This window comes from Aminobacter carboxidus, from assembly GCF_014863355.1.
GTDB classification, from domain to species: Bacteria; Pseudomonadota; Alphaproteobacteria; order Rhizobiales; family Rhizobiaceae; genus Aminobacter; species Aminobacter carboxidus.
This window is the reverse complement of record NZ_JACZEP010000006.1, coordinates 177675-195477: the sequence shown is the minus strand read 5'-3', so window position 1 is coordinate 195477 and position 17803 is coordinate 177675. Positions and strand designations below refer to the sequence as shown.

The 17803-nt window shown below is 63.9% G+C and carries 17 protein-coding genes; 10 read left to right on the top strand and 7 right to left on the bottom strand.

Annotated features, from left to right (window positions below; genetic code table 11):
- Positions 1-46 precede the first annotated feature (46 nt).
- The 4 genes from IHE39_RS19545 to gcvA form a co-directional block, all read right to left on the bottom strand.
- Positions 47-1351, bottom strand: coding sequence for an ABC transporter substrate-binding protein (locus IHE39_RS19545; RefSeq protein ID WP_192567651.1), 1305 nt, complete (start codon positions 1349-1351; stop codon positions 47-49).
- A gap of 165 nt (positions 1352-1516) precedes the next feature.
- Complete coding sequence (locus tag IHE39_RS19540) at positions 1517-2989, bottom strand: hypothetical protein (RefSeq protein ID WP_246485569.1); 1473 nt, start codon at positions 2987-2989, stop codon at positions 1517-1519.
- A 360-nt stretch (positions 2990-3349) separates the two neighbouring features.
- The gene (pncB, locus tag IHE39_RS19535) at positions 3350-4654 is read right to left on the bottom strand and encodes a nicotinate phosphoribosyltransferase (RefSeq protein WP_192567649.1); all 1305 of its coding nucleotides are present in this window, start codon (positions 4652-4654) and stop codon (positions 3350-3352) included.
- A gap of 153 nt (positions 4655-4807) precedes the next feature.
- Positions 4808-5770, bottom strand: coding sequence for a transcriptional regulator GcvA (gcvA, locus tag IHE39_RS19530; protein ID WP_192567648.1), 963 nt, complete (start codon positions 5768-5770; stop codon positions 4808-4810).
- 210 nt (positions 5771-5980) lie between these two features.
- Between gcvA and speB the strand changes: the two genes are divergently transcribed.
- From speB to IHE39_RS19490, 8 genes are all read left to right on the top strand, one after another.
- Complete coding sequence (gene speB / locus IHE39_RS19525) at positions 5981-7042, top strand: agmatinase (RefSeq protein ID WP_192567647.1); 1062 nt, start codon at positions 5981-5983, stop codon at positions 7040-7042.
- A 90-nt stretch (positions 7043-7132) separates the two neighbouring features.
- On the top strand, positions 7133-7936 hold the full coding sequence (locus tag IHE39_RS19520; RefSeq protein WP_184770287.1) for a transporter substrate-binding domain-containing protein: 804 nt from the start codon (positions 7133-7135) through the stop codon (positions 7934-7936).
- Positions 7937-7939: 3 nt separating this feature from the next.
- Positions 7940-8608 carry an amino acid ABC transporter permease gene (locus IHE39_RS19515; RefSeq protein WP_184770288.1) on the top strand — a complete coding sequence of 223 codons (669 nt, stop codon included), beginning with the start codon at positions 7940-7942 and terminating at the stop codon, positions 8606-8608.
- Entirely contained in the window at positions 8605-9252 is a 648-nt protein-coding gene (locus IHE39_RS19510; protein WP_184770289.1) for an amino acid ABC transporter permease, read from the top strand. The genes IHE39_RS19515 and IHE39_RS19510 overlap by 4 nt, the downstream gene beginning before the upstream one ends.
- Positions 9253-9321: 69 nt before the next feature.
- Positions 9322-10410 (top strand): ABC transporter substrate-binding protein, encoded by a 1089-nt coding sequence (locus IHE39_RS19505; RefSeq protein ID WP_192567646.1) that lies wholly within the window; start codon positions 9322-9324, stop codon positions 10408-10410.
- A 193-nt stretch (positions 10411-10603) separates the two neighbouring features.
- Positions 10604-11641, top strand: coding sequence for an ABC transporter ATP-binding protein (locus tag IHE39_RS19500; protein WP_192567645.1), 1038 nt, complete (start codon positions 10604-10606; stop codon positions 11639-11641).
- Positions 11638-12492: an ABC transporter permease gene (locus IHE39_RS19495; protein ID WP_192567644.1), complete on the top strand. Its 855-nt coding sequence runs from the start codon at positions 11638-11640 to the stop codon at positions 12490-12492. The genes IHE39_RS19500 and IHE39_RS19495 overlap by 4 nt, the downstream gene beginning before the upstream one ends.
- Positions 12492-13289 (top strand): ABC transporter permease, encoded by a 798-nt coding sequence (locus tag IHE39_RS19490; protein ID WP_184770368.1) that lies wholly within the window; start codon positions 12492-12494, stop codon positions 13287-13289. The genes IHE39_RS19495 and IHE39_RS19490 overlap by 1 nt, the downstream gene beginning before the upstream one ends.
- Positions 13290-13323: 34 nt before the next feature.
- Here IHE39_RS19490 and IHE39_RS19485 read toward each other — a convergent pair whose 3' ends face one another.
- Positions 13324-14727, bottom strand: coding sequence for an MATE family efflux transporter (locus IHE39_RS19485; protein WP_184770293.1), 1404 nt, complete (start codon positions 14725-14727; stop codon positions 13324-13326).
- Between the two features lie 174 nt (positions 14728-14901).
- A complete protein-coding gene (locus IHE39_RS19480; protein ID WP_192567643.1) occupies positions 14902-15795 on the bottom strand; it encodes a LysR substrate-binding domain-containing protein in 894 nt (297 codons plus the stop codon).
- A gap of 118 nt (positions 15796-15913) precedes the next feature.
- Between IHE39_RS19480 and IHE39_RS19475 the strand changes: the two genes are divergently transcribed.
- Together IHE39_RS19475 and IHE39_RS19470 are read left to right on the top strand one after the other, a co-directional pair.
- Positions 15914-16093, top strand: coding sequence for a hypothetical protein (locus IHE39_RS19475; protein ID WP_192567642.1), 180 nt, complete (start codon positions 15914-15916; stop codon positions 16091-16093).
- 99 nt (positions 16094-16192) lie between these two features.
- Complete coding sequence (locus IHE39_RS19470) at positions 16193-16828, top strand: HAD family hydrolase (protein ID WP_184770296.1); 636 nt, start codon at positions 16193-16195, stop codon at positions 16826-16828.
- Between the two features lie 216 nt (positions 16829-17044).
- On the opposite strand, the gene IHE39_RS19465 is transcribed toward IHE39_RS19470, so the two are convergent.
- Positions 17045-17803 (bottom strand): class II aldolase and adducin N-terminal domain-containing protein, encoded by a 759-nt coding sequence (locus IHE39_RS19465; protein ID WP_184770297.1) that lies wholly within the window; start codon positions 17801-17803, stop codon positions 17045-17047.

Here is a 17803-nt window from a genome sequence, read left to right as displayed (position 1 = left end):
AGGGGGGTGGCAAGGCACTCAACCTAAGCAGCATCCAGCAAGCTGCTCACAGCGGCTGTGTCGTGTAGTCCGCTTCCGGCTCGTACATGCCGTCTTCGATCGAGGTCCGGTGCACGACGTTGAGCTTGCCGCCTTCGACCTTGGAGATGTTCTGGTGGCCGAAGACCTGGTGGATTTTGCCGTTAAACTTCTTGTCGCCCTGGGGATGCTCGGGGCCTTCCTTGAACTCGGTCAGCGCCTCGGTCGCCTCGACCAGCTTGGCGCGGTCCTCGGGGCCCTTGTAGCTTGAATCCTCCATCGCCTTCTTGATGACGTAGAGCGTTTCCCAGCAACCGAACATGTGGGCGGCGGTCGACACGTCCTTGGCATCCGTCGTCGATGCGCCATTATCGTCGATGCCGACGGCCGCGCGATAGGCTTTCTGCGCCTCGCTGTCATTGGCCTGGGCGTAGCGCGGCGAGCCTTCCCAGAAATGGCTGCCGTCGAGGAATTCGAGGCCGGGGCTGTTGATGTCGACAGCCTCGAGCGAGTCGATGAAGCCGAACAGCTTCGGCTTATTCGAGCCGTAGAACTCGCCGAGTTCCTTGACGAAGGTCAGAACGCCGGGGCCGACCATGACGTGGTACAGCACCTCGGTGTCGGCGGGAATCTGCGGCAGATACTTGGTGAACGAGCTTTCGGTCGGCGGGATCGGAATCTGGGCCACGACCTCGCCGCCCTGGGCCTTGAGGGCGGGCGCGAAATAGTCGCGGTGATCGTAGCCGAAGGCGTAGTCCGGATAGATCATCGTCACCTTCTTGCCGAGGTTGGCGGCGACCCAAGGGGCGACCGAAGTGACCTGCGAGCGCACGTCGGTAATGCCGGGCTGGAAGACCCAGCGGTTCAGCTTGCCCGAGGCGACGTGATAGCCTTCGCTGACGACGTAGTAGGGAATCTTGAGTTCGCCGGCGGTCGGCGCCGAGCCGACGACGACATGCGAAAACAGCGTGCCGAAGACGATGTCGGTCTTGTGCTGAGAGGCGAACTTGGCAACCACCTCGGCGCCGCGCTTGGGGTCGGTACCGTCATCTTCGACGATGATCTCGACCGGGCGGCCGTTGATGCCGCCGGCATCGTTGATCAGCTTGACCGCGGCGTTGGTGGTCTTTTCGTACCAGCGGCCATAGGCAGCGCCGATGCCTGTGCGGTGGGCCTGGAAGCCGATCTTGATCGGCGCCGATGACTGCGCCTGCGAGTAGCGGACGAAACCGGGCGCGGCCATCAGGCCGGCGCCGGCGGCGAGGCCCTTGAGCGCCGTACGGCGGCTGAGGCCTGATTTGCCGAGGTCGAAGAAGCGTTTGCTGTCAGTCATGCCCTGTCCCCTTGCCGTGCCTTTTGACCAGCTGTGCTGCGGATTGGCGGCTGCTCCGCCCGGAACTCAAGAAATGGCGAAAAATTGCATGTATACAAACTAGATCACCAATCCCCAGACGTGGCAATAGTTGCTTCCGCTAGGTCAAATCCAGCTGCATTTGCACTATCCCGCCGTGGCTGTCGAGAGCAGCCAGAGGCCGAAAACGGTGTAGCCGATCATCAGCAATGTCAGCGGCAACTGGCTGAGCGAGGCGCCGGCCGGGGAGGGGTGCAGCCGCCAGGCGAGCAGGTGGGCGACGAGCACCGCCAGCACGTGCCCGGCGACAATGGCCGCCGCCTGCAGGTTCCAGATCAGCCAGGCGGATTCCGAGCCCATGGCGATGCCGGCCTCGACCGGCATGTGGGCGGTGCCGAACAGGTTCCAGCCCAGCGCGAACGGGTCCGACAGCGCGACAAGCGCGTATTGGCCGTTGACCAGCAATGCCGTCAGGTAGTGCGAGAAATGATAGGCGAGCGCGATCGGCACGATCGACCAGACGAACAGACCGGCGGCCTTCGACAGCGGCACGGTGCTGTTGACCAGCCTTTGGCCGATCAGCACCGCGAACAGCCCGACGACAGCGAGTGCTGCGAATACCGCCATCAGGCCGAGGCTGTTGGTGCCGATGAGTGCCGAGCGCCCGGGCAGTTCGAGCGGGTTGATGCCGTTAAGCCCGAGCCAGAAGAAGGTCTTGGAGAAGCCGTCGAACGACACCGAGGCGAGTGTCGCAAGCAGGAACAGCGCGCCCGAGGGCGGCAGCGGCGCGACGTCGTTGAGTTTGGCGCCGGACCAGCACCAGGCGAGACGCAGCCGCGTGCCGTCCTGCTTGCCATCGACAACGCCGAAGCGCCCGATCATGGCGAAGAAGACAGACAGGAATTCGCCTTGCCGACTCCAGCGCTCGAAGCCGAAGGCCAGCATGGCAAGGAACGAAAACAGCCAGTAGGTGGCGGCAGCGATGGCGAGCCGTGCCGGATCGTCGGGTGCCGGGTCGATCAGCTCGAACCAGGCGAAGGCGAGGAACAGGATAAGGGCGGGCCAGTAGCCGAGCCATTCGGGCAGGCGTAGCGGGCCGTTGCCATCCGCCTTCGAGCCGAGCGTGCGGCCGACCAGGCGATAAGGTCCGTACCATGGGTTGAGCCATGCCCAGAGATTGCCGAACAGGCCCTGGACGAGGGTGAGGCCGACCCAGAGCAGCGTCCAGATCGTCAGCGGCAGCGGGTTGGAGAGCGGATCGCGCGAGCCGATGAAACCGGCGAGGATCAATGCTGCGAAGGCAACGAATGACAGCAGGCTGACAGGCAGCCGCAGGTCGGGGATCGCACCGAGCGGCAAACGTGTGCGCCAGAGAGAGGCCAGCCGTTCGGGAGGCAGGACGGCGAGCACCAGGAAACTCGCCGCCACGGCCAAAGCTGCGCCGGCTATGTAGTGCCCGGTCGGCAACAGCAGGACATGGCCGCGATCGGAGGCGTGGGCGAAAGCGGGCAGTGTTTGCCATGCCGTTGCGCTGCATGCTGCAAGCACTGTCGCCGCCGCGCGCCGGATGGTTCCGCAGATGTTTCGGTTCCCGCCACTCACTGTTTCGATGTGCCACATGGCTGGGGTTGCGGGAAGGGGTGTGAGGTTACCCCTCGCCCCGTTTACGGGGAGAGGGTGGCCGCGAAGCGACCGGGTGAGGGGCGGCACTCAATTCCGAAAGTTCGCGCTGCCCCTCATCCCCCTGCCGGGACTTTCTCCCCGTGAACGGGGAGAAGAAGCCAAATTTCTTCACTGCCACGCTCGCTTTCGCGCCCGGCCATTGTCAGGATCGCGATCGACGAGATGCTGCGAGAAGTCCTGCGCGGCTTCCGCTCAACAGGAAATACACCAAAGCGTGGAAACCCCTCGCCACGCTGGATGCGACCATTCCAAGCTCCCGCTCGGGCTCGAGCCTGCCTCGGGCCGGTCGAGCCCGCCCTACACCTTCACCAATTGCTCCACCCGGTCCTTCTCGCCAAAGATGCGGAGGTAGCGGGCGATTTCTTTTTTGTCGCCGGTGGCCTTGGCGGGGTTGTCCGACAGCTTGACCGCTGGGCGGCCGTCGGTTTCGGTGACCTTGCAGACCAGCGAGATGGCGTTGAGGCGGTCGGTTTCGACCGGCGCGCAGCCTTCGAAATCGTTGGTCAGGTTGGTGCCCCAGCCGAACGACATGCGCACCTTGCCCTCGAAGTGGCGGTAGGTCTCGATGATGGTGTCGACGTCGAGGCCGTCGGAGAAGATCAAAAGCTTGGAGCGCGGGTCCTGGCCCTTCTTGCGCCACCACTCGATGATGCGCTCGCCGCCTTCGATCGGCGGGGCGCTGTCGGGGCGGAAGCCGGTCCAGTCGGCGACCCAGTCGGGCGCGTCGCGCAGGAAGGCGGCGGTGCCGAAGGCGTCGGGCAGGACGATCAGCAGGTTGCCGCCATAGTAGCGCTGCCAGTCGCGCAGCACCTTGTAGGGCGATTGCTTGAGCTCATCCTCGTTGTTGGCGAGTGCGGCATAGACCATCGGCAGCTCATGCGCGTTGGTGCCGAGCGCCTCGAGGTCGGTGTCCATGGCCAGAAGCACGTTGGAAGTGCCGGTGAAGGCCTCGCCGATGCCTTCCTTGAGTGCTTCGACGCACCAGCGCTGCCACAGGAAAGAGTGGCGGCGGCGGGTGCCGAAATCGGAGATCTTGATGTCGGGCAGCATCTTCAGCCGCTCGGTCTTGTCCCACATCTTGGCCTTGGCCCGGGCGTAGAGCACGTCGAGCGCGAACGGGCCGAATACTTTCATCGCCGAGCGCGAGCGCAGCTCGTTGATGATCGCAAGCGCGGGGATTTCCCACATCGAGGTCAGCACCCACGGCCCGGCGAAGGTCAGCTCATACTGGCCGTCGCGCTTTTCGAGGTGATAGGGCGGCAGCTGGAAGTTCTCGAGCCAGGCCAGGAACTCGGGCTCGAAGATCTGCTTGCGGCCATAGAAATTGTTACCGCCGAGCCAGATCATTTCCTTCTTGGAGAAGCGCAGCGAACGCGCATGGTCGAGCTGCTCGCGCAACTCGCCCTCATCGATCTCCTCGGCGAGCTTGACCGAAGTGGCGCGGTTGATCAGCGAAAAGGTGGCGTCGACTTTCGGGTGCATGCCCCAGATCATCTGCAGCATCAACAGCTTGTAGAAGTCCGTGTCGAGCAGCGAGCGCACGATCGGATCGAGCTTCCAGGTGTGGTTGTACACCCTGCGTGCAATATCGGTCCTGGCCATGCCGCTTCATTCCTCCTTGGCGCATCCGCTGCCGGACGCATTCCTCGTTGCTAGCATTGGGATATCGCGCCGGGGCGATCAAGCTTAAGACGCGAAAAAAGCAGCGCTGGCCCTACGGTTGCATCGGCTGAACAAGCTAGGCGCCGGCGAAGACTAGCCGGCCGCCGCCGCCTTCTGGCCGCGGCGCTTGCGGATGCTGATCTGGCCGGTCACGGCCTGTTCGGTGCGGGCGGGAAGCTCCTCGCGCTCGGCAAACAGCCAGTCGATGAAGACCTGGGCGATGGGGGCCGATTTCACCTCGTTGCGGCAGACGATGTAGAAGGCATCGACAGCCGGCACCGACAGGTTGAACGGCGTGACCAACTGGCCTTTGGCGAGCATGCCTGACGCGGTGACGCTGTCACCGAGCGCCAGCCCATGACCGTGGACCGCCGCTTCGGTGGTCAGGCTCGCGCCCGACATGCGGTGCTGCTGCACCGGCTTGACGTCGAGCGCGTCGGCGGCGGCGAGCCAGGTGTGCCATTCGCGGCCGTCATCGGCGTGCAACAGGATGTGGTCGGACAGGTCGCGCACGCTGCGGATCGGCCGGTTGTTGATCAGCGTCGGGCTGACGACGGGAAACAGCTCCAGCGTCGACCACTTCTTCAGCCAGCAATCAGTCCAGCTGCCGTCGCCATAGAGCATGCAGACATCGACGTCGGGCGCGTGGATGTCGCGCGGGTCGTTGGAGGCGTTGAGGCTAAGGCTGATGCCCGGATATTGCGCTGTGAAACCGCCGATGCGCGGCACCAGCCACAACGACAGCAGCGCCGGCACACAGCTGACAGTGAGCTTGCCCGAACTTGTCGGCCGCGTCATGCGCGCGGTGGCGGAAGCAATGCTTTCGAAGGCGCCTGTGACAGCCGGCAAAAGCTCGGCGCCTTGCGGGGTGAGCTTGAGGCGCGAGCCGCTGCGTTCCAGCAGCTTGACCTTCAACGTGGCTTCAAGCGCCCGGATCTGGTGGCTGATGGCGCCATGAGTGACGTTGAGCTCGCCCGCCGCCTTGGTCAGCGAGCCATGGCGGGCGGTCGCCTCGAAGGCGCGCAGCGGGTTGAGCGGGGGCAGGCGCCGGGACATGGAAACTCCGCCTGGGAGAGATCGAGGCTGTGAGAAATTCTCACAGCACAGACCTTAACATTATCAATTGCTATTTCAACGGCGCTGCCGGAAACTTGCCCCATAACAACCAAAAAGCATGCGGGGAACACGAGTATCAGGCTGGCCGCCGGGAGCGGACGGCCACAGGCGATTGTCCCGCATTGCCATCTCGGACCACAGGAGGACACCATGGGTTTCGACGTCAAAAAGCTCGACGAGCTGCGCAAGAAATATGGCGAAGGCCATGGCGGCGACCTGTTCGACCCGAAGTTTCGCCGTGTCGCCGACAAGATTTTCAACAAGGCCGGCACCCGGCTTGCGCCCTATTCGGGCATCCCGACCTTCCTGACGGCACCTTACCTCCAGGTCGACAACGACAACCCGGACTTCGGCGACCTGCAGGTGGCGATGATCGGCGTGCCGATGGATCTCGGCGTCACCAACCGCCCGGGCTCGCGCTTCGGTCCGCGCGCGCTGCGCACCATCGAGCGCATCGGACCTTACAACCATGTGCTCGACTGCGCCCCGGTGCAGGAACTGCGCGTCGCCGACATTGGCGACGTGGCGTTCCGCAGCCGCTACCGGCTCGAACTGAGCCATGAGGACATCGAGCGCCGCATCGGCCAGATCGTCGACGCCGGCGTTGTGCCGCTGTCGGTCGGCGGCGACCACTCGATCACCCATCCGATCCTCAGGGCGGTCGGCAAGAACCGCCCGGTCGGCATGATCCACATCGACGCCCATTGCGACACCGGCGGCGCCTACGACCTGACCAAGTTCCACCATGGCGGCCCGTTCCGCAACGCCGTGCTCGACGGCGTGCTCGACCCCAGCCGCGTCATCCAGATCGGCATCCGCGGCTCGGCCGAATATCTGTGGGAGTTCTCCTACGAATCCGGCATGACCATCATCCACGCCGAAGAGGTCAGTGGCATGGGCATACAGGCGGTCATCGACAAGGCGAAGAAGATCGTTGGCGACGGCCCGACCTACCTGTCCTTCGACATCGACAGCCTCGACCCCGCCTTCGCGCCCGGCACCGGCACGCCTGAGGTCGGTGGGCTGACGACGCGCGAGGTGCTGGAGATCGTGCGCGGCCTCAAGGGCCTCAACCTTGTCGGCGGCGACGTCGTCGAGGTCGCGCCGCAATATGATTCGACCACCAACACGGCGCATGCCGGGGCCCAGATGCTGTTCGAAATCCTGAGCCTGATGCTGTTCAGCCCCTTCGTCACCAACAAGGGTGCATAGCCAACAGCAATTCGACTGGCCGCTGTTTGGGAAGCGGCGGCCAGATGCTAACGCGACTGTTCAACAACAAACATTCCAGAGGGAACCGACATGAACATCAAAACGCTTCTGCAAACGACGGCAGCGGCCCTGCTCGTCGCCGGCACTACCATTTTCGCCGTGCAGCCGGCCAATGCCGACGCGCTCGAAGACATCGCCAAGGCCGGCCAGATCAATGTCGGCGTCTTCGCCGATTTCCCGCCCTTCTCCTCGGCCAGCGCCGACATGAGCCTCAAGGGCTATGACATGGATGTCGCGCAGGCCATCGCCGACGCACTCAAGGTCAAGCTCAACCCGGTGCCGGTGACCGGCCAGAACCGCATTCCCTACCTGACCGACAAGCGCGTCGACCTGCTGATGAGCGTCGGCTACTCGAAGGAGCGCGAGCAGGTCATCGACTTCGCCGCCGCCTATGCGCCTTACTACATCGCCGTGATCGGCCCCGCCGAGCTCAAGGTCGCCGGCAAGGAAGACCTCGCCGACAAGTCGATCGCCGTCAACCGCGGCACGCTGGAAGACACCTCGCTGACCGAGGCGGCCCCTGCCGGCGCCGACATCAAGCGCTTCGACAACTACAACGCCGTCATCCAGGCCTTCATTTCCGGCCAGACCCAGCTGATGGTTGTCGGCAACGACGTCGGCGCCCAGGTGCTGGCACGCCAGGAGGCGCTGAAGCCGGAGCAGAAGTTCCAGCTCCTGACCTCGCCGTCGCATATCGGCCTCAACAAGAGCGAAGACGGCCTCAAGAAGGTCATCAACGACACGGTGGCGGCGATGCTCACTGATGGCCGCCTCAGCAAGTCATCAGAGGCATGGCTGAAGGTTCCGCTCAACCCTGAAAACCTCAAGGACTAAGCGGTGAGCTACAGCCTCGACTTCGGCTGGCTTGAAGGGGCTGCGGGCGCGATTGCCCGCGGTGCCGCCATGACGATCTTCTTGATCGTCATCACGACGATTGCCGGCACGGTGATCTCGGTGCTGGCCGCCGCCGGACGCCGCAACGGCCCGCCATGGCTGAAGCGTACGATCACGGTCTATGTCGAGGTCATCAGGAACACGCCGTTCCTGGTGCAGCTGTTCTTCATCTTCTTCGGCCTGCCGAGCCTAGGCATCCGGCTCGACCCGATCGTTGCCGCCATCCTGGCGATGACGCTCAACATGGCCGCTTACACCACCGAGATCGTCGGCGCCGGCCTCGACGCGGTGCCCAGGGGCCAGCGCGAGGCGGCCTTTGCTTTGGGCTTGCGGCCGCGTCAGGTCTTCGTCAAGATCGTCTTGCCGCAGGCGTTGAAGGTCATCTTCCCGGCGCTGACCAGCCAGATCGTGATCATGATGCTCGAGTCTTCAGTCGTGTCGCAGATCGCAGTGAGTGAACTCACCTACGAAGCCGATATGCTGCAGGCACGGACCTTCCGTCCGTTCGAGACCTACTTCGTCGTGGCGATGATCTATCTCGGCCTGTCGATCATATTGCGCCGTGTTCTCGTCGGCGTCGGCCGCCGCACACTTTCGGCGGGTGTGTCATGATCGAGTTCACCTTCTGGGACATCCTGCGCAACCTGATCTTCGCGACGCGCTGGACCGTGCTGTTGTCGATCGCGGCTTTTGTCGGTGGCGGCGTCGTCGGCATCGCCATCCTGTTCCTGCGCATCTCCAAGGCCAAGTGGGCACGCCGCTTCGCCAGCGGCTACATCGCGCTGTTTCAGGGCACGCCGCTGCTGATGCAGCTGTTCTTGATGTTCTTCGGCCTGCCGATGCTCGGTTTCCGCATCGAGCCGTGGACGGCCGCCGTGCTCGGCCTGACCTTCTTTGCCAGCGCCTATCTCGCCGAGATCTGGCGTAGCGGCGTCGATGCCTTGCCGCGCGGCCAGTGGGATGCCGGCGCCAGCCTTGGCCTGCATTACATCCAGGAACTGCGCCTGATCATCCTGCCGCAGGCCTTCGCCATAACCCGCGCGCCGGTCGTTGGCTTTCTCGTCCAACTGATCAAGGCAACCGCACTGACCTCGATCATCGGCTTCGAGGAGCTGCTCAGGACCTCCAACGCCATCAACAACGCGACCTTCGAACCGTTCACCGTCTACGGGCTGGTGGCACTGATCTTCTTCGTGCTCTGCTACCCGCTGACCCAATATGCCCGTTCACTGGAGGCCCGCGCCGCAGCACGCTGAACGACACTCCGTCATAAAAATCCAAGGGAACAGCCGGCACAAAGCCGGCAATAAATGAGGAGAATGACAATGACCAAGATCCTGAACCATCCGATCAGCCGCCGTGCGGTTCTCGGCGCCGGAGTCGCGTCGGCAAGCCTGCTGGCCATGCCGTCGATCCTGCGTGCCCAGGACAAGTCGATCAAGATCGGCGTCTATGGCGGCTACTTCAAGAAATCCTTCGACGAGCACATCTTCCCCGAATTCACCAAGGCAACGGGCATCGCGGTCGAGTCCGTCGCCGAGCCGACCGGCGAGGCCTGGCTGGTGCAGCTCGAACAGGCGGCCAAGGCAGGCCAGGCGCCGGCTGACCTTTCAATGATGTCGCAGACCTCGATGCTGAAGGGCCAGTCGACCGAGCTGTGGGCGCCGCTCGACCTTGCCAAGATCAAGAACAGCTCCAACCTGCTCGACCACTTCGTCAACAAATATCCGGATGGCCGCGTCGCCGGCATTGGCGCGGTCGCCTGGTACATCACGCTGGTGACCAACACCAACGTCTTTGCAACGGCGCCCGACAGCTGGGCGGCATTCTGGGATCCGGCCAACGCCGACAAGCTCGGCCTTTTGGCGCTCGCTTCCAACTCGTTCCTGCTCGAAGTGACGGCGACCACCTTCATGGGCGGGACCAAGGCGCTCGACACTGAAGAGGGCATCCAGAAGGCGCTGGAGAAGCTCGCCGAGGTCAAGCCGAACGTGCGGCTGTGGTATCGCGACGAAGCGCAGTTCGAACAGGCGCTGAAGTCGGGCGAAATCCCGATGGGCCAGTATTACCACGACGTCACCGGTCTCGCTGCGGCAGAAGGCCAGCCGGTGCGCTCGACCTTCCCGAAGGAAGGCGGCATCCAGGATTCGGGCTCGTGGGTCCTGTCGCGCGCCTCGAAGAAGACCGAGGAGGCGCACGCCTTCATCGACCACATGTGCCAGCCCGCCGTGCAGTCGCTGATGTCGCGCAAGGTCGGCACCGCACCGACGGTCAAGCGCGAGCTGCTCGACCTGACGCCGGAACAGTTCGCCGGCGTGTCGTCCGACATCCCGCCGATCCTGCCACGCTACGATCTCTACACCACCAAGGCCGACTGGATTAACCAGAAGTGGACCGAGCTGATCGTTGGCTGATCTCTCCTTTCCTTCTCCCCGCTTGCGGGGAGAAGGTGGCCCGTAGGGCCGGATGAGGGGCAGAGCCGGCGCGGCAAGGCTCGCACCGCCCCTCATCTGCCTGCCGGCATCTTCTTCCTGTTCCTTCGACAAGCTCAGGACAGGGACAAGAGACGCTTTCCGCAACGCCGCTCCAACGTTTCAAGGCCCCCTCATGTCCGGACTCGTGCTTAAGGACATCACCAAGTCATTCGGCAATTTCACCGCTGTCGACACGGCCAATCTGTCGGTGCCGCATGGCAAGTTCGTCTGCCTGCTTGGTCCGTCGGGCTGCGGCAAGACCACGCTTTTGCGCATGATCGCCGGGCTCGAGGACCCATCCAGCGGACAGATCCTGCTCGACGACACCGACATCACGCCGGTGCCGACGCACAAACGCAACCTCGGCATGGTGTTCCAGTCGCTGGCATTGTTTCCGCATCTGTCGGTCGGTGACAACATCGCCTATCCCTTGCGCATCCGCGGCGCATCGCGTGACGAGCAGAAGAAGCGCTCGGACGAGTTGCTCAAGCTGATCCATCTGCAGGGCTTTTCCGACCGCCCGGTGGCCAAGCTTTCCGGTGGCCAGCGCCAGCGCGTCGCCATTGCCCGCGCGCTCGCTTTGTCGCCAAAACTGTTTTTGCTCGACGAGCCGCTGTCGGCGCTCGACGCCAAGCTGCGCGAGGCGATGCAGGTCGAGCTGCGCCAGCTGCAGCAGCGCCTGGGCATCACCACCTTCGTCGTCACCCACGACCAGCGCGAGGCAATGACCATGGCCGACCTTGTCGTCGTCATGGGGAACGGCAAGATTCTGCAGGCGGCACCGCCGATCGAGATCTACCGCAAGCCGGCCGACGCCTTCGTCGCCGACTTCATCGGCATGACCAACCTGCTCGACGCCACCGTCGACAAAGCGGGCCGCGTCTCGGTGCTCGGCCAGGCCATCCCCAATCTGACGATGCCCGAAGGCTTGACCAAGGCGTCTGTTTCGATCCGTCCCGAGGACGTGCATCTCGGCCCAGTCGGCGGCGACGCGATATCAGGTACGGTGACGTTCGTGCGCGATCTTGGCGGCACCATCGAGACCTTCGTTGAAACAGGCGGCAAGACGATCGTCGCTGTCGCCACGCCGCGTGAACGGCCCGAAGTGGTGGCCGGCCAGCAGGTTGGCGTGGTCCTGCCGGAGGAAGCCTGCGTGGTGCTCAAGTCATGAAACGCGAGGCGCCGAAATCGCTAGCCGATTACAGCCCGCTGTTCTTTCCCGGGCTGATGCTGATCGTCTTCTTCGTCGTGCCGTTCTCGACGATGATCGCCGTCAGCTTTTTCCAGCGCGATCCCTCGGGCTTCTATACGCCCGACTTCGTCTTCGACAATTACGCCCGCTTCCTCAGCCTGTTTTTCGCCAAGGTGCTGGGCTTTTCGCTGATGCTGGCGGTGACGGTGGCGATCTGCTGCGTGGTCATCGCTTTTCCTTTCACCTACCTTTTGACCAAGCGGCCACGCAAGGTGCAGACGATCTGGCTGGTCTGCCTGCTGTCGGTGCTTTCTCTGTCGGAGGTCATCATCGGCTTTGCCTGGTCGACGTTGTTTACACGAACCGCCGGCATCACCAATTTGTTCGTGGCGATCGGGCTGATGAAGGAGCCGGTGGCGCTGACGCCAAGCTTCTGGGCGGTGCTGACCGGCATGGTCTACCAGGCGCTGCCCTACACCATCCTGGTGCTTTACCCCGCCTTGGTGCGGCTTGATCCAACCTTGCTGGAGGCGGCGCGCACGCTCGGCGCCTCGCCGGTCAGGGCCTTCATGAACGTCGTCGTGCCAGCACTGCGCAACACCATCGTCGCGACGCTGATCATGGTCTTCGTCTTCGCGCTCGGCTCCTATCTGCTGCCGCAGATCCTTGGCCGGCCGTCGCACTGGACGCTGTCGGTGCTGATCACCGACCAGGCCATCTACCAGTCCAACATGCCGTTTGCGGCAGCGATGGCGGTGTTTCTGGTGCTGATGTCGTTGGCACTTGTCGGCCTGACGCTGCTCGTCGGACGCAGGGAGAACGCGCTGTGATACAGACATTCCTTCGCCGGCTCTATTTCGCAGCCGTTGCCCTGTTCCTGGCAGCACCGCTGATCGTCGTTGCCGGCGTCTCCGTTAACGAAAAGCAGGACCTGGCCTTTCCGCCGAAAGGCTTTTCGCTGGCCTGGTACGCGCAGATCTTCGCCGATCCGGAATGGCGCAAGGCGCTGTTCGCCTCGTTGTCGCTGGCGGTGACTGCGGCGGCTCTCGCCGTCGCCATTGCGCTTCCGCTGGCATGGTTCCTGTGGCGGCGCATAGCGCCCTGGGCCAACGTGTTCCAGATCCTGGGGCTGGCGCCGTTCATCCTGCCGCCGGTCATCACCGCACTCGGCATGCTCACCTTCTGGGCGACGTCGGGCTTCTACGGCCAGCCTTGGACGGCTGTCATCAGCCACGCGATCTTCTTCGTCACCCTACCGCTGGTGACGTTGTCGCTTGGCTTCGCCTCCATCGACCGTTCGCTGGTCGAGGCGGCGGCGACGATGGGCGCCGACGACCGCACGGTGCTGAAAACGGTGGTGCTGCCGCTGATCCGGCCCTATCTCGTCTCGGGTTATGCCTTTGCTTTCGTTTTGTCGCTCAACGAATACATCGTCGCCTACATGACGATCGGCTTCACGCTGGAGACGCTGCCGATCAAGATCTTCAACGCCCTGCGCTATGGCTACACGCCGACGATGGCCTCGGTGTCGGTGTTCTTCGTCGCGGTGGCGGCACTGGTGTTCGGCCTGATCGCCAAGTTCGGCGACATCAGGCGGCTGCTTGGGGCGATGTCCTCGGAGAGCTGAATCGAATAGGGCCGCGTTCCCGCGGCCCTATTCGTCAGATCACCGGCTGGTGCATCAGGCCGAGCCTGTCGCGTCTGAGCCAGCGCCACAGAAGCAGTACGGAAACCACCGCGAGCCCGGCCGACAGGCCGATCCAGATACCGACGCCATTGAAGCCGAAATGGAAGGCGAGCACCGCGCCGAGCGGCAGGCCGACACCCCAGTAGCCGATGCCGGCATAGATCATCGGCACCGTCGTGTCGTGCAGGCCGCGCAGCATGCCGGCGGCAACCGCCTGGGCGCCGTCGACGATCTGGAACAGGGCGGCGAGCGCCAGGAACGACACGGCGAGACCGATGACCACCGCATTGGCCGGATCGGAGACGTCGATGAAGGCACTGATCAGCAGATGCGGCCAGAACAGCATGATCAGCGCGGTCATCGTCATGAACGAGACGCCCATGACATAGGCGGTCCAGCCGGCGCGGCTGACGCCCTCGGGATTGCCAGCGCCATAGGCGAGGCCGACGCGCACGGTGACAGCCTGGTTGAGGCCGAGCGGCACCATGAAGCTGATCGAGGCGATCTGGATGGCGATGGCGTGCGCTGCCAGCGACGGCGCGTCGATCAGGCCCATCAGCAGGGCCGCGGCGTTGAAGATGGTGACCTCGAAGGCCAGGATGCCGGCGATCGGCAGGCCGAGCTTGAGCAGGCCGACGAAACGTGGCCAGTCGGCGCGCCAGAAGCGGCCAAACAGGTGGTAGCGGCGGAATTTTGGCTCCAGCGTCACCACCGCCGCCATGCCGGCGAACATCAATACGCTCGACAAGGTGGTGGCCAGCCCCGAGCCGGCGACGCCCATGGCCGGGAAGCCGAGATGGCCGAACATCAGGCACCAGTTGGCGAGTACGTTGAAGGCAACGGCGGCGAAGACGATGGTCAGCGCCCAGCCGGGGCGTTCGAGCGCCGAGATGAACGAGCGTAGCACGATGTAGCCGTAGAACGGCAGCACCGCCCATTGCAGCCAGCGCACATAGACGCCGGCCGTTTCGGCGAGTGCGGGCTCCTGGCCCATCGCCTTGAGGATCGCCTCGGCGTTCCACAGGATGATCCAGATCGGGATCGAGACCAGGATGGCGAGCCACAGCCCCTGGCGCACGGTGCGCCTGAGGTCGCGCACCGAATGGCGCTTGCGGCCGAGTTCGGTGGCGATCATCGGCGAGGTCGCCAGCATCAGGCCGAGCCCGAAGATCAGTGGCGCGAAATAGAGGTTGGAGCCGAGCGCGCCGGCAGCGAGTGCGTTCGATCCGAGCCGGCCCATCATCATGACGTCGGTGGCGGTCATCGCCGTTTGGCCGAGATTGGTCAGAATCATCGGCCAGGCGAGCGCCAGCATCGCCCGAATTTCGTGACGCCAAGGCGTTGCCGGTGATTGCGCGCCGGTTGCGATCGCAGACATTTCTTTTCGTCTTTCGTGCCGATATCGCGAGATATGCCGCCGATATCGATCGATTCGGCCTCAAAACACCTGGTTTTGCCTCGCCGTGGAGCGGTTTTGAAGCAAACGGGCTGGCCTGGCAAGGCGTCAGGGTGGCCAAGCATTGAGCCAGCACCGTGGTGCGGGCGCCGGCGCTCAGTCGGCGAAGTCGGAAATCTCGGGCAGCAGCCACTCGCGGAAGGCGCGGATTTTGGGCACGTTGCGGCGCGCCTCGGGATAGACCAGCCAGTAGGCATGGCCGTCATCGCCAAGCAGGTCGAAGGGCTGGATCAGCCGGCCTTCGGCGAGCTCGCTGGTGAAGAACTTTCGCGTCAGGATCGCCACGCCCTGGCCGGCCATTGCGGCATTGGCCTCGTAGGCCTGCGAGCCCATCGAGGTGTCGGGGCGCCCTTCCAGGCTGTCGGCGGGGACACCGGCGAGCTCGAACCAGCGTTTCCACCAGACGTCGCTGGGATCGAGGATACGCAGCTTCAGAAGATCGGCTGGCTCCTTGATGCCGCCGACGCTTTCGGCAAGGCGCGGGCTCAGCATCGGGGCGTATTGGGCGCGAAACAGCAAATGGGTGACAAGTCCCGGCCAATTGCCGTCGCCGGAGCGGATGCCGATGTCGACCTCCTCGCGCGAAAAATCAACCATGTGGCTGGAGGTATCGAGGCGCACAGCGATGGCTGGGTGGCGCAGCTGGAACGAGCCGATATGGCGCGCCAGCCAGTTGGAGGCGAAGGTCAGCACCGTCGAGATGCACAAGGTGCCGCCCGAGCCGGCCCGCGCCGCGGCATAGGCCTCGCTCAGGATGCCGAACGCGTCGCTGACGGCGGGTGCCAGGCGGGCGCCGGTTTCGGTCAGCACCACCTGCCTGGGTTGGCGCAGGAACAACGGCGCGCCGACGCGCTCTTCGAGCAGCTTGATCTGGTAGCTGACCGCCGCCTGGGTCATGCCGAGCTCAGCCGCTGCCTTGGTGAAGCTGGCGTGGCGGGCGGCGGCTTCAAACACCCTGACAGCGGCAAGCGGCGGTAGTTGCTCGGCCATTATACATAAGCCCTGTTAATGGGTTCAGATCGACGTTCGATTGGAAATAAAGGGTTTCACAGCGTTATATCAAGGTCAACCCATCAACTGATGACGGGTATTAGCGGAGTTGAATGTCATGAACACGGCACAGGCAAGTCTCATCCACTGCGAACCGGTTTCCCTGACTTCACGGCTGGCGGCAGTCTTCGGTTGGCGTTCGCGCAAACGTCTCCTTGATGTCCGCGACCTGCCGGATCACCTTAAGCGTGATATGGGCTATCTCGACGGCAACGACCCTTGCGGCCGCCGCCGCTGATGGTTTGGCGCACGCGCATGTGTACTGCACTGTCACATGAGCGGTTCATTTCCACCGCCAAAGCTCCTATGAGCAATGGGGTGAACAAGGATCGCTCGCATGACACCGAAGGCAGTGTATTGGGACATGGACGGCACGCTGATCGACAGCGAGCCGCTGCACGAGGAATCGCTGGTTTCAGCACTACGCAGCGTCGGCGTGGAACCACCGGCCGACCTGCACGCCCGCGTCGTCGGCCAGGCGGCGCGCCCGGTCTATGAGGTGCTGCGCGACCAGTTCGGTCTTGGCCTCGAATTCGATGACTGGATCAACCTCAAATACGATCACTACATGGGCCGCGCGCCCAACCTTCTGCCGCGCGACGGCGCGATGGAGATCTTCCGCGACCTGAAGGCCAAGGGCGTGGTCCAGGCGATCGTGTCCAATTCCGACCGCATGGTGGTCGAGGCCAATCTGAAAGCCGTCGGCGTGCACGAGCCGACGATGAAGACGATCAGCCGCAACGACGTGCGCAACGGCAAGCCCGATCCCGAGCCCTATCTGCGCGCCGCCTACCTCACCGGCATCGCGGCTGCCGACACGGCGGTGATGGAAGACAGCGTGCCGGGTGCCATGGCCGGCGTCGCCGCCGGCATGCGCACCATCTTCTGGCCGCAGGACAAGATCGAGGGGCCGGCGGGTGCGCTGGTGGCGCACAGTGCTGAAGAGGTCAGGGCGTTGCTCGGGCTGGACTAGCTGCAAGGATTTGAATGGGACCTTTGGCGCGGCGGAGATGGCGAGGATGGATGGATCCCCGGGTCTCCGCGACGTCGCGCTCCTGACGAAGTTATCTCACCCTCGTCATCTTCGGGGCGAAGCGCGAGCGCAGCGAGCGTCGGAGAGCCGGGATCCATCCGCGATGTAACCGAGCACAAGCGGTTTCGAACAATCCGGACCTGGCCAGGCAGTGCGTCAGTTCCGATACACCGGCTCCTGCTCGTCGAGGATCGCCTTGAGCTCGGCGAGGTGGCGTTCGGCCTGGCCGGGATAGTCTTCCTGCTCGAGCGCTGCCTTTTCGGCAATTTCGTCCGACAGCGTGCGCAGCGGCCGGCCGGTCCACAAAGCCTTGATGTAGGTCTCGCAGGCGCGCTCGAAATAATAGAGCCGATTGAAGGTGTCGGCGACGCTGTCGCCGACGACCAGCACGCCGTGATTGCCCATGATCATCACCTTGACCTTGGAATCGGCGAGCAGGCTGGAGCAGCGCTCGCCCTCTTCCTCGAAAGCCAGCCCGCCATAATGGGCGTCGACGACATGGCGGCGGAAGAAGATCGCCGTGTTCTGGTCGATCGGCGGCAAGGTGGAATCGGCGAGCGAAGCGAGCACCGTCGCGTGGATCGAATGCACATGCATGACGCAGCGCGCATGGGCGCAGTTGCGGTGGACCGCGCCGTGCAAGCCCCAGGCGGTGGGGTCGGGCGCGTTGGGCCCGCTCATCGTTTCGGGATCGTTGGCGTCGATCAGAAGCAGGTCGCTCGCCTTGATGCGCGAGAAATGCACCTGGTTGGGGTTCATCAGGAATTTCGAGCCGTCGTCATTGACGGCGAGCGAGAAATGGTTGGCTACCGCCTCATGCATGTTGAGCCGCGCCGTCCAGCGGAAGGCGCAGGCAAGGTCGACGCGCTCCTCATAGAACGGCAGGTTTGTCTGCTTGAGCTGGGTGACGGCCAT